This window comes from Algibacter luteus (assembly GCF_030344935.1).
Classification (GTDB): domain Bacteria; phylum Bacteroidota; class Bacteroidia; order Flavobacteriales; family Flavobacteriaceae; genus Arenitalea; species Arenitalea lutea.
Window position 1 is genome coordinate 2,489,863 of record NZ_CP128313.1, and the last position, 22,435, is coordinate 2,512,297.

The following is a 22,435-nucleotide window of genomic DNA, read 5'->3' on the forward strand; positions in this document are numbered from 1 at the left end:
GTTACCCATGATAAATAAAAAACAATCTACAGTAGAAGCTATTTATCCCTTAAGTTATATGCAGCAAGGGCTTTTAATACATCACTTATCTAGTGAATTGGATCAGGGGTTTTTAAATACTGAATGTACATTAACCGGTGATTTTGATTTAGTGCTTTTTCAAGAATCTTGCGCATTTATTGTGAACCGCCATGATGTTTTACGTTCTACCATTCACTGGAGAAACCTTGAAAAACCGTTGCATGTTTTTCATAAGTCAAAAGAAATTGAAATTGAATATTTAGATTGGATTGAAGCTTCTTCAACAGAAAAAAAAACAAGCTGGGATAAACTAAAAGAAGACGCTTTTAAGAATGGAGCAAAACTGGAAACAGGAGCTTTGTTAAGAATAACTATTGCAAAAATCTCAAATAGACAGTTTAAAATGCTTTGGCCAATGCATCATATTTTATTAGATGGCTGGTCAGGAAGCATAATTATAAAAGATTTATTTAGCGTTTACAATAGTTTATACTTTAAAAAAACGCCTCAACTAGACACACTACCAAATTATAAAGCATATTTAAAATGGACTAATGAACTTCCTGAAGAAGATGCTAAAGTTTTTTGGAAGGATTATTTAAAGGATTATAAAACTCCTCTCCTATTTAGTAGCAACATAATTACTACTGATAAAGTAGAAACTACAATTTCCAATACATTCAACCTTTTTGAAAAAGAAACAAACCAAATTAAAGATTATTGTAAAGAAAATAAAATAACCGTAAACACGCTAATACAGTGTATTTGGTCTCTGGTACTTGCAAAATTTTTTAATACAAAAGGTGTTGTGCATGGAACTACCGTTTCTGGAAGAGCAGGAGATTTTCCAAATATTGATTTGTTGGCAGGAATGTTTATGAATGTGCAACCTGTAAGAAGCAAAATTGATGAAAACATGACGTTTTCTAATTGGTTTCAAAACATGCAAAAACTTCATTTCGAAGCTAGAAAATTTGAACACCTCAGCTTGGAGACACTTTATGAATATATAAATTGGTCTGAAAACTCAACGCTCTTTGATAGTTTGGTTGTATTTGAAAATTATCCAGCACTAAAAGCAGAAAACAACATTTTAGAAGTTTCAGATATTAAAAGTGGTTTAACATCTACATATTCTGTGACACTGGCAGTGCTTCCTGGTATTGAAACTAAATTTGTACTAACAACATCTTCTAAATATGTTGATTCAGACATGGCGCTGTGGCTAATCAACTCATTAAAAAAAGTACTAGAATTAATTACTTCAAAAGAAATAACCAAATATTCAGTTCTAAATGAAAGTATTGATGATTTTAAAAAATCAGGCTCTGAGCAAATTGATAAAAATAACTCAGTAATTAGTGATACTTATATCGCACCTAAAAACAATACAGAATTACAACTATTACAAATTTGGGAAAGTTTGTTAGGAATAAATCAAATAAGCACAAAAGCTAATTTCTTTGAACTTGGAGGTAAATCTTTAGTTGCGGTAAAAATGTTTACACTCATTAATAGAAAATTTAAAACAAAACTATCTGCAACTGCATTATTAGAACATCCTACTATAGAAAAACTTTCTAATTATATTTCATCTGATTCTAAGACGGAATCTTGGAAATATGTAATACCTATAAAATCAAAAGGTAATAAAAATCCACTTTTTTGTGTACATGGTGGCGGAGGCTATGTTATATTCTTTAATCCACTTTCTAATGCTTTAAATACTGATATTCCAGTATATGCCTTACAACCAGCTGGATTAAACAACGATTGCACAATGCATGATAGCATAGAAAATATGGCTTTAGATTATGCCAAAGAGATTAAAGAAGTGCAATCCAAAGGTCCTTATAATATATTAACCTATTGCTTTAGTCCTGCCGTAGGTATAGAAATTGCAAATATTTTTAAAAAAGAAGGAGAAAAAACAAACTTGATAGTAATAGATAGCATAATCAAACAAGAAGATTTTACCGACCCTGAAAGAATAAAAATGCGCATTTATGGTTTCTTAAATCGTGTTTTGAAAAATCCTATCAATGCTGTAAAGTTAATGACCATAAATAACTATCGAAGATTTTTAGAACCCATGGTTATTAAACTGTTTGCTTCAAATAGCAAAAAGAATCTGGATAAAATTTCTCGTAATTTGGTCAAAATTTATGTAAATTATGGTTGGAATAAAAACCACACCGATGATGTTTTACTAATATTAACAGAGAAAGCAGATAAAAAGCTAAATCCAACATATATTAAATCTTGGGAGGGTATCACCAACGGTAATGTTGAAGTGCGATATACAACCGGAAAGCACCATGAGTTATTTGACTCACCTCATATAGAATTAATAGCAAATCACATTGAAAATAGTATTTATAAAACATAAAAATCTTGAGTTTTTCAGTTGATAAAAATATATCATTAGATAAAAATGAAATCCATATCTGGTTTATCAATTTTAATATTCCCGAAAAATATTTCACTTTATTAAACTCCTTTTTATCCGAAGATGAAATTCTTAAAGCCTCAAAATTTAAATTCGAAAAAGACAAAAACTGTTCAATAATTACCAGAGGTGCCTTACGATTACTTTCTGGAAAATACTTAAACTTAAATCCTCAAGAAATAGAATTTAAATATGGTGATTTTGGAAAACCTGCCTTTAATTTTGAAACGCCACTAAAATTTAATGTCTCCCATTCTGGAAATATTGCAGTTTTAGGTTTTTGTTTACATAGTGATATTGGTGTAGATATTGAAGTCATGAAAGCTAATTTTGATGTATTTGATATTGCATCAAATTACTTTTCAAGTTCCGAAATTGAGGCTTTAAAAATATTACCTACAGAAGAACATACTAAAGGGTTTTACAGATGCTGGACTCGTAAAGAATCATTTATAAAAGCAAAAGCTAAAGGGCTTTCATTTCCTTTAGATTCATTTTCTGTAAGTATAGATTCAGATATAAAAGCAGAACTTTTAGAAACCAAATGGGATAACAATGAAAAAGAGTTTTGGAAGCTATTTTCATTTTCACCACAAGAAAACTACATCGGAGCAGTTTCAGTTAAAGGTCAAATTCAAAAAGTAAACTATTTCAATTTCAAAGAATTTTTCAAATAAACTAAACTATTTACGCACCGCACTCTGTGTACAAGGGCAGTTACTAATTCCCTGCAAGAAGTTTAGTCCAATAGTTACTACGTGTGTTCCAGAGTTGTAAGCAGACAACTCATTTGTTGTAATTTGATACGCGTACCCAAAGTAGAAAATAGATTTTTGAAAGCCTACCATCGGACCAATATTTAGAGGTTTTAGAAGTTGATCGTTTAAGAATCGATACGAAATACCCGCCCAAAAATAATCGTAATCTCTATTGTACTTTCTTAATTTAAAATTTAAATCTGTACTAGAACGTTTATCACTACTAAACATTTGATAGTAAATTGATGGTTCAAATTCTAGCCCACTCTTTTTAGGTCCTTTAAAAGTGTAACCCGTATAAATTTGATAATTTAAAAGTAGATTTGGTTCCGAAACTCTTATAGATTCATCAATTTTCTTATCTAAAATATTATTGGCGTTGAAGCTAAAAAAGGCACCTTTATATCGTAATAATGCTCCGATATCGAAATTGTTATTCGACGTTCTTCTATCATCGGTAACAAACGGGTCAATTATAGGATTTTCGTATGTCGTATTAAAGTTATCAATATCAATTCTGAAGTTATTAATGTTATATGAAATACCAAATGATAAATATAATTTTGAATAATAATCTAAAACCAAATGATGCGCAAACGATATTTTACCACCTGTCTGGATTGTATTTCCATTTCTATCATTATATAATGAAATACCAACACCAGATCGGTCTGCTATTCTAACATCGGCATAAATTGATTGATTGTCTGGGGCATTTTTAATACCTACCCATTGTGTTAAGCCGTTTGCTCGTATTTTTAAATTATCTCCAATACCAGCATAAGTCGGTGATACTACAAAGTCGTTATCGGCTAGGTGCTGCGTAAATACAGGTAAATTTAATTCTTGACCATAGCCACTTGCCATAACCACGAACACCAGATATATATATAATTTTTTAATTTGCATAATTCTTTAATTTTGTATCCGTTTATCTGTATAATGTAAAGTGTCCTACAAATTCACGTTTATCTCTCGGCTCATTCAATTTTACAACATACCAATAATCACCAGAAGGCAACTCAACGCCTTTATATTTTCCATCCCATTTATCGCCAATTTTTAGTGTGGCTACTTTTCTTCCATATCTATCAAAAATATTGAAGGTTAAATTTTGGTATTGCTCAGCACAACCTGGGCCCCATTCATCTAAATTGCCATCGCCATTTGGGGTGAAATAATTTGGAATACAAACATCAATGAATTCAAAGAATCTAGAAGCTGAAACTTCACAACCATTGGCATCTATAACCGTTACGGTATAGTCAGCAGATTCAAAAATTAAAAAAGTATTCTCGTTTCCAAACGATTGTCCGTTAAGTAAGAATTCATAAGGTTCTGCGCCTCCAGATGCTGATGCCACAATTTCATTGAGACCGCCATCTGCGATTGCTAAAGCAAGAGGTTGAAAGGTTTCAATTTCAAAAGGAATGCCGTTATCCGTAATTTGAACACAACCATTTGGATGGCGTACTTCGATGTAATGCGAACCAGGAGATAGGTTTTCAAATACGCCCGTTCCGGTTGCAAATGGGCCTCCATCTAAAGCATATTCTAAAACTGAAGTATCGGCAATACTCGAATTTACACTAACGGTAACTGTATTGGTTACCGTATTAGTATTATTGGCATCATTAATACATTCATAATCTATATCGGCTATAGGTTCTAAAACGATGGGTTCTGCTAAAGGAATTGAAAATGGACTATCGCCACCACAATTACTATTATCTAAGACATAAACCATTTTTTCACCACCTTCTAAATTATCAAAAGTGTAGGTGGTTGTTCCTAATGGTAATTGAATATAATTTACATCATCTAAACTCACACTATACGGAGGTTCACCTCCTAAAATTTCAATACTAAAAGAGCCTGTTGTATCACCATCACAAGGTGCTTCACTGAGTATCGTGTATGTGAACCCTAACGGTGCTGGTTGATCAATATCAAAGTTATAAGTCACATAACAACCCAACTCATCTTGTACAACAATATCATAATTACCAGGTGCTAAATTTTCAACATCGGCCAAATCAAAAAACTGATCGAGCTGTGGTGAAATTGCATATTTTATAAAACCTGATCCACCAGAAGCAGTGATTTCTAAAATACCATCGTTTTCTCCATTACAGGTAACATCAATTGGATTAAATGACACATCTAAAGGTAGTGCCGCATTATCGATTGGTGCCACAGCAGAAACTACTAAACAATCTCCACTATCTACTTGCACTTGATAATTGCCTACAGGTAAGTTTGTAAACACTCCCGGACTATCTTGAGTTACCGGTGTTATTGGATTTCCTGAAGTATCTTGTAAAGTATAAACGTAGTTACCAAGGCCACCTTCCGCTGAAGCGATAATAACTCCATTATCATCTCCGGCACAACTTATGGTTGCATTTGTTGTATCTAGACTTACCGTAAGAGTTGGTAACGGATCGTTAGTAATACTGTTTGAAACTTGTGCAGAACAGCCATTAGCATCTCGAACATAATACCTGAATGTTCCTGTTGAAACTGAGAAAGTTACAGATGACACAAAAGTTCCGATGACATTTGTGAATGTGGCTGTATCGCTATATTCGTAAATACCTGTTCCGCCTGTGGCACTTAATGTTAAAGTTGCCATCGTGGTACATGTTTGAGACGTTGCTTTTACTAAACTAGCTTCTACTTCAGTTGGTTGAGAAATGGTAACATTAGAAGTAGTGAACTCACAATTATACCCATCTGTAACAACCACGTTGTATGTTCCTGCTCCTAGCCCATTAAAAATTGGTGAAGTTTGCGGACCTGAAGAGCTCACAACAGGTGTAACCATGTTTAAAGTATATGTATAATTTGATCCTTGACCACCAGTAACACCACTAACAGTAATACTTGCATTGGTATCTCCAAAACATGTTAGCATACTGGGTGTTGCGTTAATTGTCGCGTCTATTGGTGTTGGTAAAATGAGTGAAATATTATCTGAAACGATACATCCGCCAGCGTCCATAACATTTACAGTGTATGAACCTGCAGATAAATTTGAAAAGGTCCCGTTAGGTGAATAAGCTACTGTTGCAGCACCTGTTAATTCGTACTGATAATTTCCCCAACCTCCGCTTGCTGTGGCTGTAATTGTACCTTTATCATCATCACAAGTAACGTTTGAAGTTTCTGAAATGACTAAGGCTAATGGTTCTGATGGAGATGGAATAATTACTGACGCCGTTGCAGAACAAAACGGACTTGCAGTTTCGGTTAAAACTACCGTAAATGATCCCGCCGACATGCCTGAAACTAATTGTGGGTTGGTTGACGTATTTGCCGCAATAGGACCTAAAACAGATACCATCGAACTATCAAAAACCTCATAAGTATATGGTCCGGAATATCCACTGACACTTATTTCGAATTCGCCATCGTTGGCTCCAAAACAGGTTATCGCAGAAGGCGTAGTTGTTATTGAAGGAGATAAAGCTTCTGGAAGCACTACAGTAACATCTTCTGAACAGCTAGTTACCGTATCTGTAATAGTAACAACATAAGTCCCTGAAGGTACTCCAGAAAACACATTACCAGATAACGTAATTGAAGCAGGATTTGGGCTAATAGAATAGGTATATGAACCTGTTCCGCCTGACCCGGTTATAGTAATTTCACCATCATCATTATTACAAGTTGGTAAAATGGTTACACTTGGTGTTAATGCTAAAGAGGCTTCAATATCCACCGTAACTATATTTCCACAATTGTTTGCATCTCTAACCTCAACGGTATGTGTTCCAGATGATAAATCAGAAATTGTAAAAGGGGCTGTTCTGTTTTGAAAAGCTCCTCCATCTATACTAAAACTATAAGGCGCTATTCCTGCTGAAGTCAATGTTACATCTATCGCGAAATCACCTTCTGAAACTGTACATTGATTATTTACATTTGCTGTGATTACAGGTTCTGGATCTGATGGCAAAACAATTATTGGTGTAGATTGTATACAACCATAAGCATCTTGTGCATGCACATAATAGCTATTTGCATCTACATTAAATGTACTTGCCGATGACCACAGTGGATCAGTGGCTACAGGCGGAATTGCTGATGTTGTTATCTGATATAAGTATGGAGGCGTTCCTTGACTTGCAATAGCACTTATAATTCCTGAATTAGGATTACAATTAGCTGGCTTATCAACATATGCATTGACTTCTAATAATTCAGCTGATTCTCTAATTTCAAATATAGCTGATGCTGATTGACAACCATCATATGACCCTGTACCGCTTTCAGTAAATCGGATATAATATTGACCTGGAGCCAAAGTTCCTGGTGCAGGAGTAGTAATTGTTTCTGGTGTTCCGAAAGTTACTGCTATACTTGTTGGTCCACTTACTGAAACGTTCGTATAGGCAGTAAAAATCTCATATGCAACAGAAGTCGTCGTGCTATCAAAATTATCAATAGTAAAGGTTACGCTTCCATTATTTTCACCTTGACAAACTACATTATTAGGAACAACAGATGACGTTAAAGTGGAAGCCGGAGCGATTGCTGAATCCGCAGATTTTACATAATAACAGTCGGTAACTAAATCATGAACCACAAAAGTATAAACAACACCTGGAGTTAAATTGGTAAATGTTCTTTGGTTGGGAAATCCAACATCAGATGGAAAATAAGTTAATGTATAAGGAACTGTATTGAATTCTAAAATACCAAATTCATAGCTTCCACTTCCCACAGCCGAAATCGCTTCAACTACCGCAGTGCCACCTGATGTACAATCAGGTACGGTTGTAGTTACATCAATTAATAAATCTGATGGTGGTGAGGCTATAACTTCTTGCTTAGACAAACTACATCCATTAGCATCTACTGCGGTTATGGTATAAGTTCCAAAGTTGATAATATTAAACGTATGGTCTTCATTTGATACCGCTGAATATGGGCTTCCAGGTATAACATCGCCAAAATTATTTGTTATGTAATACGTAAAAGCCGTCATTCCTCCAGTTACATTTTGTATCGTGATTGAACCGAGACTTGAACCACCCGGATTATTACAAGTAATATCTACTTTGGTTAAAGTAAAATCGATTGGAATTGGTTCTGAAATGGTAATTGTTTCGGTATCCGAACAAGAATTAGCATCGGTTAAAGTAATGGTATAATCGCCTGCTGATAATCCTGAAGTTTGAGTTCCGTAATCGGTGCTGGTTGTATTATTATAAACATTAATCGTGAAGGGTGCAGTCCCCACTGAATTATTAATCGTAATTTCAATAGCTGCATTACTATCGCCACTACATAAAATCGGTTGAGTCTGAGTTACCGAAAGTATTTCTGGTAAAGAAATGGCATTAATTGTTTGTACGCCGGATTCGGCAATACAACCATTAGCATCTGTAATTTGAAATTGATAAGTTCCGTCGGTAGCCGCAGTATGGGTAAAAGTAGTTCCTGTTACGGTATTAGAGCCACTGTAAGCACCTCCATTAAATGAAACTGCATAAGTAAATGGCGTTGTTCCTCCAGAAATATTTCCTGTTATGATACCTTCGGGCGATGCTGTACAATCTAAATCTTTAGTAATTACTGTGCTTACAGTTATAGGAGGTATCGGCGCTATCGTATAAGTTTCGCTATACGTACATTCGTTTGCATCTTTAACTTGAAAAGTATAGGTGTCAGGACTTAAACCAGAGAACACATTCGAACTTTGGTAAGGTGTTACAGCTCCTGAAGGCGCAATTATTTGATATTCTAAAGGTGTTGTTCCTCCTGTAGTCCCTGTAATGGTTACATCTGAAGTCAGGGCGGGACAACTAACTGGTGTGTTAGAGAAATCCATATCCGTAGGTGGATCTAGTGAATCAATTGTAATTGAAGCTGCTATAAATGCACATCCACTTGAGTCTTGAATAGTTACCGTATAGGTTCCATCGGTTAATCCACTGAACGTTGTGCCAGTTTGAAAATTTACACCATCTAAACTATATGAATAAGGCGCTGTACCTCCACTTACACCAGATACTGTTATAACACCATCTGATATACAGGTATATGGAGACGTTAAAGTGGCCGTTCCTGTTACCGTTGCCAGTGAGGTTATTGTTATGGTTTGTGGCAATGTTACGCAGGCATCAGGACCAGAACTATATTGCACAACCACATCATAATTTCCAGCCGCAAGACCAGTAAACACATTTGAATTTAAAAACGTTGTGCCATTATCTATACTATATTGCAATGTGTTTCCATTAGGATTAGTCACGTTTATTGTAATGGAGCCTGAATCACCTTGATCTGAACATGCAATATCGGTTTTACTCACTGTAAAATCAGGAGCAGGTACTGCTTCTACAGTTATTGATGTTTGTGCAGAACAGTTATTTGAATCTACTACAAGAATATCATAAACTCCTGCTGTTGAAACTGGTATGATTGGTGTGGTTTGAAATGCGCTTGATCCATTCACAAAGTAAAAATATGGAGGTGTGCCGCCAGTTGGATACACTGTTATTTCACCATCAGTACATGTTAACGGTTTTGTTAAGGCCGAAGTGGCTTCTAACAACGGAGGTTCAATAATTTCAATATCTTCTGAGTGTATACATCCATCTTCAGTTGAAACATCAATCGTATACGTTCCAGGATTTAAGTTCGAAAATGTATAATCGTTTTGAGTAATTGGTCCAACACTATTTACCAAAGTTCCTCCTTGAGAAATCGAAAAGAAATATTGTGGTCGCACATCGTTAGCAGCCACCGAAACACTTCCCAATTCTCCATTACAATAAGGTTGCGTTATAATTGTTGAAACTGTAAAATCTGTTTGTCTAATTTGAACGTCAGGAACGGTAAAAATACAAGGGTTTGGGTCTACTCCTATTTGTCTAATATAAACATCATATATACCCGGTGTATTCACCGAAAACACATTACTAGCTTGATAGTTTACACCATCAATACTATATTCATAACCACTTGGAACGTTACCTACAACAATTTCACCTGAAGTAGTACAATAAATATCTCTAGAAGTTACCGTTGGAACGAGTAAATTCGTATAAATATTAAAATAAAACTGGTTGAAACATCCACCGTCGTAGTTTAATGTTAATCGATACTGACCTGCAGTATCTGCTAAAAAATTTGGTCCTGTTGTTACTTGATTCCAAGTACACGAAGCATCTTCATTGGCACAATCTGGATTTGACACAGCCGTACAGCTCGATTCATCTAATTGTTCCCATATAATAGATGTTGTATCCGTAATATTGGTTTCAATAAGTCTTGGTCCGTTGCCTCCACATAAAAAGATATTAGGTAATTCTTTACCATCATTAGGGCAAATTACAACTTGGTCTGCGTACGGAATTACAGGATTAGTAACTCCTGCGCCAAAAGTAACCACTTCAAAAACTTGTTCGGTAGACTGACATGGTGCCACTGCAGTATTCCATACATAATACGTTCCTGTTGAAGTTACGGTTATAGATTGTGTTGTTCCTATTACAGGAGAACCCGTGGGACTTGTAGACCATGAGTAAGAGTCGTATCCGTTTCCTGAAGTTAAAACTGTACTAGCACCACAAAGGATAACTTCTTCTTCAAAAGTACAATCAATATCAGCTAAAAAATTAGTTGCACCAGGTGTTAATAAACAGCCGGTATTAGTGTTAAAACTTGGGTCGTCTGATATGGTAAATGTTGGGTTTAAAGTTCCGTTATAAGTGGAGTACGCTTGATTGCTAATTATATTCGAACAGGCATCGGTTAACAAACTACACGTTGATACCACAGTTACTTTAAAACGAATTTCTTGTACAGGATCGTTCTCTTCAACGATTGAATTGTCCACAGCAAAAACAATCTCTCTTGTTGTAGGATTATAACTTTGTACTGTAACACCAGCAGGTAATGAAACAATATCTGCAGGGTAATTAAAAACAATATTTGTTGGAAGAATATCTCTTATTATAAGATTAGTGGCGTTATCATTTCCGGTATTTTGAAAACCTAAAATATAGTTTAACTCGTCACCAAGATTAACCAATTGCCCGCCAATATCATTGCCAGCAGCATCTTCAACAATTTTGGTTAAAACTATATAAGGTTCTATAATATCTACCGCTAAAGAGAAAAAATATGGAAAATAGGTATCCCCACTTGTTTCCAAACGTACCGTAGCAGAAGTCGCATCGTTAGCAATAACTGAGTTTGCTGGATTAGGGACAACCATCACACCCGTATCAAATCCAAGGGTGTTTGTACTATTTGGGTTTCTATTGTTAACAGGTAACGCACTCAATTGTGTTACTGAACTATTAAAAAAGTTTGTTGCTGGTCTATCCGCAGTAGAAAGATTTAATCCGTTTAGTAAAAGTTGATCTCCTAAAATTGGACTATCGCCTTCTAAAGTTGCAAATGCAAAATTAGCTCTAACAGGTGCAGGTGCAGGAACTGTTCTAAATCCTGCAACGGGAATATCTAATGTTGGATTAGCTCCAGGAATACTAATGGCACTAAACCCATCAAAACTAGTAATAGATTTACCTGGTAAAGTTGGGTCTTCATAAACAATATAGAGCGACCAACCTGCTGAATGCCCCGTATTATTTCCAAAATCTCCAGTTCGACCCTGAGCACTTGAGACATTGGCCACAGTATACGTTCCTAAATCATTAGCTAATCCTGTTACAATATTAGTTACATCGGCAAAACAGGCATAAGGAAAACTATCACCAGCATCAACCGAAGTTCCGTTGGCATCAAAAATAACAGTACCAACTATGTCGTTATAACCACCCGTAGGCCCTTTAAACTTTACATTTGTAAAAGGTTCTGCTCCTTCTGTAACTGCTCCCCAATACAATCCGGCATGTATAATTCTATAACATCCAGGATTTGGAATTGTTAAGTCGGCACTGGAAGAACTAAAAGTACTTGGATCTCCGTCAATATCAATATATACCATGTTTACGGTATGGTTGTACACCGACCCATCATTAAAAGCATTATTATCTGGCCCCAATATGTTATTCCCAATTAACTGGATATCTCCTTTTAAATCTTGATTAAACCGTGGCGTAAAAGGAACAAAATTTTGCGCAAACATTTGCAAGCTCAATACGAGTAGCAATAATACGAGGGCCGTATGTTTTATAGTAGGATTTTTCATAGTAATAATATTTATTCTTCCTTTTTTACTTGGGGCATTTTCAAAAAGAAATTATAATCATTTTTGTTATTCCAATTAATTTTCAATTTTAACCATAGCCATTTTACTATTGTATGGTTTATTTCCTTTATTATTATCTAAAGCTGTTTTAGCTTCTCCTATTCCATCATATTTTTCATAGTAGATATAATATTTACTTGTATTCACATCGAAAAAGAAATTGATATCTTTTTGTCCAGCAGCAATGGCTTTCTCTAAAAAGGCATCTCTTTGTGCTACATCTGTATGAACCGCAATAACTAAATAATAACCAGATTCAACTTTACTTACATTTTTAACAATTTGAATATTGCTTAACGCTTCACCATGATTAAAATCTTCCGATGTTAATGGTTGTGAACTCGGTTGCGTAAATTTCTTAATACGCTCTAAAGTGGCTCTATCTTTAAAATATCTATCATCTTCATTATCATAAGCAGCACGTTTAATTCGTCTTCGTTTCTCATAATCTGTTGCCACCTTAATATCATCTAATGTTGTCATTAAGTTTTGCAACATATTTTTAGATTGTATTTGCTCTGATTTTAATTCTTGAATCGCGTTTGCATATGCCACATTTACTGTATCCTCTTTGCTCTTTACCTTTTTAAGACGGTCTCTATAAAGCTTTTCAATCTCTGTAATTTTAGCATTACCAAATTCTATTGAATTATTTATTTTGAGTTTCAAGCTTTCGATAACCGCATTTTCAGCAGAAACACTTTTAAATGCTTTTGGAGCACTAACTATGCCTTTTTCACTTAAATCGTTCTCCTCTTTTAAATCGTTTAAATCTTGTTGCTTAATTGCAACTTTAGAACTCAATTCATTCAACATTAAACTTTGTTCATCCGAAGTACTACTTATAACTTTTTCAAGTTCATTTAAAGATTTCGTTGCTTCATTAAGTGGAGCTTCTTGCGCTTTAGCTTCTGCTTCTTCGGCGATTCTTGCTTGTTCTGCTTGAATTCTCGCTTCCTCAAGTGCTTTAGCTTTTGCGTCAGCTTCGGCCTGAACTCTTGCTTCTTCGGCTATTCTGGCTTGCTCTTCTTGTTCTGCTTTTAATCTTGCGGCTTCAACTGCTTTGGCTTTTGCTTCCGCTTCGGCCTGAACTCTTGCTTTTTCAGCTATTCTGGCTCGCTCTTCTTGTTCTGCTTTTAATCTTGCCGCTTCAACTGCTTTGGCTTTTGCTTCCGCTTCGGCCTGAACTCTTGCTTCTTCAGCTATTCTGGCTTGCTCTTCTTGCTCTGCTTTCAACCTCGCGGCTTCAAGTGCTTTGGCTTTTGCATCTGCCTCAGCTTTAATTCTTGCTGCCTCAGCTATTCTCGCTTGCTCTTCTTGTTCTGCTTTTAATCTAGCGGCTTCAAGTTCTTTAGCTTTTGCTTCTCCTGCTGCCCTGACTCTGGCTGCCTCAGCTATTCTTACTTGCTCTTCTTGTTCAGCCTGAATTCTCGCTTCCTCAAGAGCAATTGCTTTTGTTTCGGCCTCAGCTTTTACTCTTTCTGCCTCAGCTATTCTTGCTTGTTCTTCTTGTTCTGCTTTCAATCTTGCAGCTTCAATTTCTTGAGCTCTTGCCTCTTCTTGTGCTTGAATTGCAGGTTCTTCATTTAGTTCATTCTTAACTTTCGTTGTTATGACTTTATCGGAATTAGCCTTGGTGTTATCAGAAGCCACTGTAACTTTTTTCTTAGATGTTTTTGATTTTGAAGTGTTTCTTCGTTTAGCAATTGGTCTTGTTTTACCATTAGATGGTATTAACAATGCTTCTTCATCGTCGTCACCAGCATAATCGTATCTATTTCTATTATTAAATTTATAGGCCAAAGTAAAATCGTGGGCGTTTCCAAAAGTTGAAAAACCGCCAACGCCTTTTTCGTAATTATATTCGATTACTATTTGCGGACTAATATTTAAACCTATTCCAGCAGAAAAGGCATACAAACTATTGTATCCGCCTTGAAACCAAATTCCTTTTGGTACCATTAACATTACCATTGCTCCAACTACAGTTTGTTCTTTTCTTAATTCTGCGCTTACTAAACCTGTGAACCTGCTTTCATCAAAAAAACCTCTGCTATTCATATAGCCTGTGTACATGATGTGTGCTTGAAAACTTTGCTCTGGGTTATCTTCTATCATTTTAGAAGACGTGACATTATATGAAACTAAGTTTTTAACAGAAAGTCCAAAATCTAAAAATTCTGTTCCATAATTTATTCCCGGGTTCAAGGTAATAACTGAATTTGATGGCACGTCATCAAGCGATGAATCGGGAAAATTTGTAATTACGCTTCCATCGTTAATTCCACTTTTGTAAAACCCTAGGTTCATACCAAAAGTCAAATTGCTGTCCCTATCAAGAACAGCATTATATGCAAAATTAGCAACACCTCCAAAGGCCGTTAAGACCCCATAATTTTGTTGAAATAGCGAAATTCCGGCTCCTATATTCTCTCGGAATCTCCCGGAATACGCGAACAAATAGGTTTGTGGCGCGTTATCAAATTGTGCCCATTCTCTCTTACTATTAAAACTAATATATTTGTTTTGCTCTCTAACAAAATTGAATGTTGGGTTAATATATTGTCGGTTAAATTTTAACGAATTTCTACTAGGCATGTTAAACGCAACAACTCCATCGTCTTGAGAATAGAGCTGCTGTGTAATACAGAAAAATAAAACTATATGTAATAGATATTTTTTCATGCTATTTGACGACCGTGATCGTGCCTTTTTTTGTTTTACCGTTTGAAGGGGTTATGACATAATAATACAAAGGGTTTATATCTTGAAATTCAATATTATTATCTGGCCAATTATTTTGATAATCATTCGTACTAAATACAATATTTCCTTGAGCACTGTAAATAGTAATTATGGTATTAGTACCACTAACATATTGTGGAGGAATTTCCCAGGTATCATTAGTACCATCACCATTAGGACTTATAACATTTGGAATTTCAGCAACATCTGGAAATGCAGATCTTACTATAAAAGGAAACTCAGTTTCTGCGTTGCAACCAGAAGTTTGCGTCACCACAACTTTATATGAGCCTGTTTGTGTTATTTGGTAACTATTTCCTGAAGCTTCACTGATCATAGTATCATTTAAATACCATTTAAAATCAGGGCTATTCGCTGAGGTTGTAACCGTGGCAATTAAACTTTCGTTATCGTTTAAATTATTAATTTCTTCAACGTTAATGCTACTTGTAAAATCGGTGTTCTCTAGCTCTATAGAGGCACTGGTCATGCAATTGCCTAAATCGATATTTACGGTATAAGTTCCTGACTCATTAGTATCGTACATTTGGCTAGTTGCACCAGAAATAGCTTCGCCATCTTTAAACCATTGATAAGCATCTGCATTAATCGCACTTAAAGTTGTTGGTCCGTCTGCTGAACAATACGGATTTCCTAAACTAGAATTGATATTACTTGTTGAGCCTGATGAAGCTTCACTTACAGATACGCGATTTGAAAATGAATTTGATGTACAACTACCATAATTGGTTTCTGCAAAATAAGTTCCTGGTTGATTCACTAACAAAGTTTCGCCATCTGCAACAAATACTGATGTTGTAGGACTTGTTTCTTTAAACCATTTAAAAGTTAAAGATGGGTAATTTAATGGTGAATCATTTGAAGGCCCTCCTGGGTTATCTATTGATAATAAATAACTACCACCAGAACAATATGCGCCTGAAGCAATTAAATTATTTATAGAAAACGGCGTGTCTTGTAATTTATAATATGCAGGAAAAGCGTTTGAACTTGAACTGATTGATGTTGGATTTGTACTTTTAACTCTTATTCTGAAATTTTCACCAGCTGTTGTTGTTGGCAATGAAAAACTAATATTTACTGGAGATGTTGTAACCGCACCAGAAGCAGTGGTATGCACTGTAGTAGGGTTTGAAAAACTTCCGTTACCATCAGAAAGTTCTACGATAAATTGATTTGAAGCACCTAAAGCTGATTCTGGTGAAAATGAAAACGAAACATTGTAAGTATTAAATGAAGGACTTGCGCATGCTTGTGTAAAACCTAAACTAGGTTTACTAATAACTATTTGTGCGTTAACCGTTCCATTTAATAGTAAAATGAAACAAGCTACCGCATAAAATAGAGAAAAGTTCCTCATACAATTTTATTTTTTATAAAATAAAACAGCTAGAAACTTATACCTTCCTACATGAAATGTTAGAGTTAATTTTATTTCCAATATTTTTAATAGGGTAGTTTTTTAAGTATAGCTTTCTAGAGTTTTTTTTTAAATAATTAATTCTTTAATCCATTAGTAAATCTGAATCAACTTCGTTTGAAGCAATGATTTTATTGATTCTCAATCTAAAATCTGGTTTTCTAGTATTTTGTGCATCTATAAAGGTTTCATGATTATCACTTTTAGAGTACACATTATAAAAAGCACTATTGCCATACCAATTTTCTAAATCTTCGTTATTTGAGTTGTATTCAACAAAAATGTTTCCATTACAATTGTTAAATAGCATCGCATTGAACCCAATTTTTTCAAGATTTTCTTGATTTATTGAAATATTCTCGTCTAATATTACGGCGGGATTAAACCCTGAAATAACACTTTTGTTCATATTTAAAGTAGCGTCAGCTCCAATAAAAACTGCTTCTTGTATTAAATTCATTTTAATATCATTAGCCAAATTTTCACTCGTATTTAAAAAAGTTAGGTTCTGAGCCTTTACTGTGGTATGGTCTTTAGAAAAATCAAATTCTTGTTTTTTATCGTATGATTTTACCACCATACATTTTGAACCCAAACCGTTAGAAGCATAAGGCGATCTAACTGCTAAGGAGTTAAACATATCTACTTGTGCACCATAATTAAATTTAAAGTCGATACCTTGAGATTTATACGACACCATTTTGTTTAATTTTAAATAACCTCCCCAAACTTCAAGACCATTGCCTTCTGAATTAGAAACCATAATATTTGTAAGGTTTGTTTGCTCACCAACACCAGCTAGAAGTAAGCCATTGAAGTAACTATTTTCAGAAACTCTATTGCCAGCGTATTCAATTCTTATAAATGAGATATTACCAGAACATGATAACTTTTCGTCACCACCATAATTAGTGTGCACATAATCACTTCCGCTTAGATTTGGATAAAACATAGCAACAGATCCGGTGCCATATCTATTTATCGGTGCGTTGCCTAAAACGATTAGTCCACCCCAATCTCCAGGCCTTTTAACACTTCTGTTCGAAGAAAATACTATGGGATCTGTTTCAGTCCCATTTGCCATAAGGAGTGATCCTCTAGTTATGTTAAGAGACGCTTTTGTTTTATAATCGCCAAGAATAACTGTCCCTGGCTCTATAGTAAGAGTTGCACCTTGTGTTACAAAAACACTTCCTAGAAGTAAATACACTTCTTTTTTGTACAAGGTTGTGTTTTCAGAGATATTACCAGCCAAAATTTTAGTTGGTTCTCCATAATCGTTTTGATTTGGGTTAAATTCTGCCCAATTATCAAGCCAATTTTCTTCACTGTAAATCCCTTTTTCTTGCTGAGCAAAACAATTTGCAACAAACACAAGTAGTATGAAAATGATTTGGGTAAAGTTTTTCATAGTCAAAATGGTTTAGTTAAATCAAAAAAACTTCGATTTAAAATAATACTCAAATATAGAAAAAAATCCATGAAATACTAATAATTTCGTTGAAATACATTAAAATTTGATTTTTTATAAGAATTTTAATCGATAAACCGTAAATGAATGAGCGAAAATTTTGGTTAAATATTAAATGTTTTGGAAGAATACATTTATTAAAAAATAAAAATTGATATCCAATTTTGATTTGACCTCATCTTTTTAAGAATAGAGCAATTAAAATTGGATATCAATTTTGTACTACAACTTTATGATTGAAAATAAAATTTTCTAAATATAGCCTATCTAAAATCGTTGTATTGATGTAGCGATTTCATAATTTCTTCATAAAACAATATACCAGCTATTAAATTTCCAGTATCTGAATATGGTAAATACTCTTTATGAAATTCGTTTGTGTTTTCAAGGTAATTATCTGTAGATTCGAATTGACCATCTAAAGCTTTTTTATTATCATTGCTAGTAGGAATACCTAAAGTAGCCATTGTTACCCCAGGCTTAGTAGCAAAAGCAACATAAGGCAATGTTTTTACAAGTACCTGTACTCTTTCGGAATATAAAGCTATTAACTCACCTTTCTGCATACGGTCCAATTCACCTTTATTGTGATATTTACCTATTGATGTTTTCTCGCTTATAAAGCTCTTAGGCAGTTTCTTTTTTTGTGCAAAACCAATGCCAGTAAAGAGAAAAAGGCTTATACTGAATAAAATAATCTTCACTTTCATGTTATAGATTTAAGGGTTTAGAATACAAATTTATGTAATTTATCGTAAAAAACAAGCGTTTTATCGAATTATTTTGTAAACAGTAACACTATTGTAGCCTTAAACCTACAAATAAATTATTCCCAAAACGGCTAAATATTGAAATCCAATTATTTACTTAGTGAAATCAAAATAAGAGTAACAATAAATTATAATTTGAAATTAAAATAATTTCTTATAATAATCATCTGCCATTCGTTGTGTTGTAAACTCCGGAATTACTTCATCCATTCCTTGATAAACAATTTGTTGCCATTTTTCAGGATTATCATAATATGTTGGAGCCACTTTGGTTTCTAAAATGTCATACAAATTATTAGCATCAATATTATCTTGATCCCAAGTAGGTAAATGGTGATCTAGCGCTGGTAATACGAAACAATTTTTTCCATCTTCTTGAAACTCAGGAATCCAACCATCATTTGTTGAAACATTCACAGATCCATTCATAGCTGCTGTCATTCCACTTGTTCCTGAAGCTTCACGAGTAATTCTAGGGGTATTCAACCAAACATCTGAACCACATTTTAATTTTTTTGACAAATCTATTTCATAACCTACCAAAACTGCTATGTTAGGTTGACTTTTTGATTGATGCACTAAATGATTAAAGACATCGATGGCATTATAGTCAAATGGATAAGGTTTACCTGCCCAGATAATTTGGATTGGATATTTTTGGTTAGACACCAATCTTTTAAATCTATCAAAATCATGCAATAACAAATCGGCTCTTTTGTATTCAGCAAAACGTCTAGCCCAGACCACTGTTAATACATTTGGATTAAATGTTTTACCTGTTTGCTTTAAAACAGTATCGAATAACTCGGTTTTTAATTCTGTTTTTCGTTTTTTATATGCTTTGATATTCTTTTTAGTCCATGCTTTTTTAATGGTTTCATCTTGCCAAAACTTTTGATTTTGTGCATTTGTAATCGGTATTATTTTACTGACCCCTTCATAATCTTTCCACATATCGTTGGCTACAATGGCATGTAATTTCGATACCGCATTTGCTTTTTTAGACATTCGCAAAGCCGAAATGGTATAATTTATTTTACCACCATTAACCATTTCCTTTTCAATTTCTTCTTGAGATAAAGTTCTACCAAAAAAGCCACACCTGTTTAAATGTCGAGCATCACGTTCTTCATTTCCTGCTTTCTCTGGAGTATGGGTTGTAAAAACCATTTGACTTTTTTTAACACCCCGATCTCTTAAATAATAAAATGCTGGTAATGCATGCCCTTCATTAAGGTGATAAGTGTCTGCACCTCCCAATGCTTCAACAACTTTGGCTCCTCCAATTCCTAATACAATACTTTGAGAAACTCGCGTAACGGGATTTGAATCATACAAATGGTTGGTTATCGTTCTAGACAAATGATCATTTCCTTCAACATCTGTACTTAAAAAATACATGGGTACAGTTCCAAATATTTCAGGTTTTAAGACATAAGCTCTTACCTTAACATGAGGGTTATCATGCAGTTTTATTTCCACTTCAATTCCTGTGTCTTCAAGAAAATCGAAATGTTTTTCATTAAATTCCACTTTTAAAGTTTGGTCTTCATTTCTTGCTTGGTCATAATAACCATATTTCCAAAGCATTCCAACACCTATCATATTCTGCTTCAGCTCAAAACCAGATCGCATATGCGAACCTGCTAAAAATCCTAGTCCTCCAGAATAAATATTAAAGGATTGATGGATACCAAATTCCATACTAAAGTATGCTACTTTCTTGTTGTATTCTTTTGCAGGTTTATACGGGTGATACCATTTACTATATTCGCTCTTCATAATGTTATTTATTTTTAAGAGGTAAACTTATCAAAAAACACCCGTTAGATTTCATGATTATTATCATGCTAACTGATTATTTTGAAAAATAATTATTTATTGATTTTTTTTAGAATCTATTTACTTTCCAATACAGAAATTAGCAAAAATATTTCCCAACAAATCATCCGTTGTAATTTCACCAGTTATCTCACCAAAATGGAACAAAGCCTGACGAATATCGATTGCTAACAAATCGCCAGACAACCCAGTATCTAATCCATGCTTTACTTTATCAATCTCTTCATATGCTTTTAATAACGAATCGTAATGACGAGAATTAGTAACAATAGTATCATTATTTCTAAGTGCCCCAGTATTTACGAAACTTAAGAGTTTGTCTTTCAATTCATCAACACCAATGCCTTTTTTAGCCGATAAGAAATGAATTTGTGGAATTTCCGTTTTTATAGATTCTATGTTGGCTTCACTTAATTTATCAACCTTATTGGCAACTATTAAAAGTGGTTTTAAGGGATATTTATTGTTAATTTTTTCAATCTCTATTTTAAAAGAATGTATAAACTGGTCTTCTTTAAAATTTAAGCTATCGGCTATAAAGACAACAACTTGAGCCTGCTCGATTTTCTCGAAAGTCTTTTTAATTCCTATACTTTCAACAACATCCTTAGTTTCTCGAATACCTGCGGTGTCAATAAATCTAAAACCAATACCACCTATACTAATTTCATCTTCAATAGTATCTCTTGTAGTTCCCGCAATTTCTGAAACTATAGCCCGTTCTTCATTTAACAGGGCATTTAAAAGTGTCGATTTCCCCACATTAGGCTCTCCAACAATAGCCACAGGAATACCATTTTTAATAACATTACCTACCGCAAACGAATCGATTAATCGTTTTAGAACAAACCGTATACGTTCTATTAATTCTTTAAATTGGGTTCTGTCAGCAAACTCAACATCCTCTTCAGCAAAATCCAACTCTAACTCAATTAAAGATGCGAAATTTAAAAGCTCTTCGCGAAGTTTAGCTATTTCAGAAGAAAAACCACCGCGCATTTGCTGCATCGCTATTTGGTGCGAGGCTTCGTTATCGCTTGAAATTAAATCGGCAACAGCTTCGGCTTGACTCAAATCTAACTTACCATTTAAAAACGCTCGAAGGGTAAACTCGCCCGCTGTAGCCATTCTACATCCTTTTCTTAGAAACAATTGTATGATTTCTTGTTGTATGTAGTTTGAACCATGACACGAAACCTCTACTACATCTTCACCCGTATAAGAATTGGGGTTTTTAAAAACAGAAACTAAAACTTCATCAATAGTTCTATTGCCATCAACTATGTGCCCTAAATGTATGGTATGCGTTTTTTGGTTTGTTAAAGATTTTTGATTTTTAACCGATCTAAAACAACTATCTGCAATGGTTATGGCATCTTTACCAGAAAGTCTTATAACGGCAATGGCACCTGCACCAGAAGGTGTTGCTAAAGCTACAATGGTGTCTTGATTTATCATGCATCAAAAATACTAAATTTGAAATGCTTATTACTAATACAAGGGCAACAAAACCTCTTCATGAATTTTAAATTCAAACGGATTAATATTTTAAGTTAACTTATTGATGTAGAAAGTGAATTCATGCTCACATTTCACTATTGAATAAATAGAAAATATTTTTTTGTAAAAATTTAAAACTTCGCAAATAGCTGATTTACAACAATTTAACTATTATTTATTATGCAAGCATAGTATAATTTTGAAGC

General features: G+C 34.3%; 10 protein-coding genes. 2 read left to right on the top strand and 8 right to left on the bottom strand.

Annotation, left to right across the window (positions count from 1 at the left end):
* Window positions 1-7 precede the first annotated feature (7 nt).
* Together O5O44_RS10425 and O5O44_RS10430 are read left to right on the top strand one after the other, a co-directional pair.
* A complete protein-coding gene (locus tag O5O44_RS10425) occupies window positions 8-2,410 on the top strand; it encodes a condensation domain-containing protein (RefSeq protein ID WP_289194301.1) in 2,403 nt (800 codons plus the stop codon).
* A gap of 5 nt (window positions 2,411-2,415) precedes the next feature.
* Window positions 2,416-3,147 (top strand): 4'-phosphopantetheinyl transferase family protein, encoded by a 732-nt coding sequence (locus O5O44_RS10430; RefSeq protein WP_289194302.1) that lies wholly within the window; start codon window positions 2,416-2,418, stop codon window positions 3,145-3,147.
* 6 nt (window positions 3,148-3,153) lie between these two features.
* On the opposite strand, the gene O5O44_RS10435 is transcribed toward O5O44_RS10430, so the two are convergent.
* The 8 genes from O5O44_RS10435 to mnmE all read right to left on the bottom strand — a co-directional run bounded on the left by O5O44_RS10435 (window position 3,154) and on the right by mnmE (window position 22,187).
* Window positions 3,154-4,137 (bottom strand): PorP/SprF family type IX secretion system membrane protein, encoded by a 984-nt coding sequence (locus O5O44_RS10435; protein WP_019387518.1) that lies wholly within the window; start codon window positions 4,135-4,137, stop codon window positions 3,154-3,156.
* Between the two features lie 22 nt (window positions 4,138-4,159).
* Window positions 4,160-12,400: a T9SS type B sorting domain-containing protein gene (locus O5O44_RS10440; protein WP_289194303.1), complete on the bottom strand. Its 8,241-nt coding sequence runs from the start codon at window positions 12,398-12,400 to the stop codon at window positions 4,160-4,162.
* 75 nt (window positions 12,401-12,475) lie between these two features.
* Complete coding sequence (locus tag O5O44_RS10445; RefSeq protein WP_289194304.1) at window positions 12,476-15,145, bottom strand: PorP/SprF family type IX secretion system membrane protein; 2,670 nt, start codon at window positions 15,143-15,145, stop codon at window positions 12,476-12,478.
* Between the two features lies 1 nt (window position 15,146).
* The gene (locus O5O44_RS10450; protein WP_289194305.1) at window positions 15,147-16,586 is read right to left on the bottom strand and encodes a T9SS type B sorting domain-containing protein; all 1,440 of its coding nucleotides are present in this window, start codon (window positions 16,584-16,586) and stop codon (window positions 15,147-15,149) included.
* 145 nt (window positions 16,587-16,731) lie between these two features.
* On the bottom strand, window positions 16,732-18,057 hold the full coding sequence (locus O5O44_RS10455; protein ID WP_289194306.1) for a beta-helix domain-containing protein: 1,326 nt from the start codon (window positions 18,055-18,057) through the stop codon (window positions 16,732-16,734).
* A gap of 323 nt (window positions 18,058-18,380) precedes the next feature.
* A complete protein-coding gene (locus O5O44_RS10460) occupies window positions 18,381-18,827 on the bottom strand; it encodes a hypothetical protein (protein WP_019387523.1) in 447 nt (148 codons plus the stop codon).
* Window positions 18,828-19,028: 201 nt separating this feature from the next.
* Entirely contained in the window at window positions 19,029-20,669 is a 1,641-nt protein-coding gene (gene glgP, locus O5O44_RS10465; RefSeq protein WP_289194307.1) for an alpha-glucan family phosphorylase, read from the bottom strand.
* A gap of 120 nt (window positions 20,670-20,789) precedes the next feature.
* On the bottom strand, window positions 20,790-22,187 hold the full coding sequence (gene mnmE / locus O5O44_RS10470; RefSeq protein ID WP_289194308.1) for a tRNA uridine-5-carboxymethylaminomethyl(34) synthesis GTPase MnmE: 1,398 nt from the start codon (window positions 22,185-22,187) through the stop codon (window positions 20,790-20,792).
* Window positions 22,188-22,435: the final 248 nt, after the last annotated feature.

Coding starts and splice junctions, on each gene's coding strand:
- O5O44_RS10425 (WP_289194301.1), top strand. CDS start 8: ATGATAAATAAAAAACAATCTACAGTAGAAGCTATTTATCCCTTAAGT.
- O5O44_RS10435 (WP_019387518.1), bottom strand. CDS start 4,137: ATGCAAATTAAAAAATTATATATATATCTGGTGTTCGTGGTTATGGCA.
- O5O44_RS10440 (WP_289194303.1), bottom strand. CDS start 12,400: ATGAAAAATCCTACTATAAAACATACGGCCCTCGTATTATTGCTACTC.
- O5O44_RS10445 (WP_289194304.1), bottom strand. CDS start 15,145: ATGAAAAAATATCTATTACATATAGTTTTATTTTTCTGTATTACACAG.
- O5O44_RS10450 (WP_289194305.1), bottom strand. CDS start 16,586: ATGAGGAACTTTTCTCTATTTTATGCGGTAGCTTGTTTCATTTTACTA.
- O5O44_RS10455 (WP_289194306.1), bottom strand. CDS start 18,057: ATGAAAAACTTTACCCAAATCATTTTCATACTACTTGTGTTTGTTGCA.
- O5O44_RS10460 (WP_019387523.1), bottom strand. CDS start 18,827: ATGAAAGTGAAGATTATTTTATTCAGTATAAGCCTTTTTCTCTTTACT.
- glgP (WP_289194307.1), bottom strand. CDS start 20,669: ATGAAGAGCGAATATAGTAAATGGTATCACCCGTATAAACCTGCAAAA.
- mnmE (WP_289194308.1), bottom strand. CDS start 22,187: ATGATAAATCAAGACACCATTGTAGCTTTAGCAACACCTTCTGGTGCA.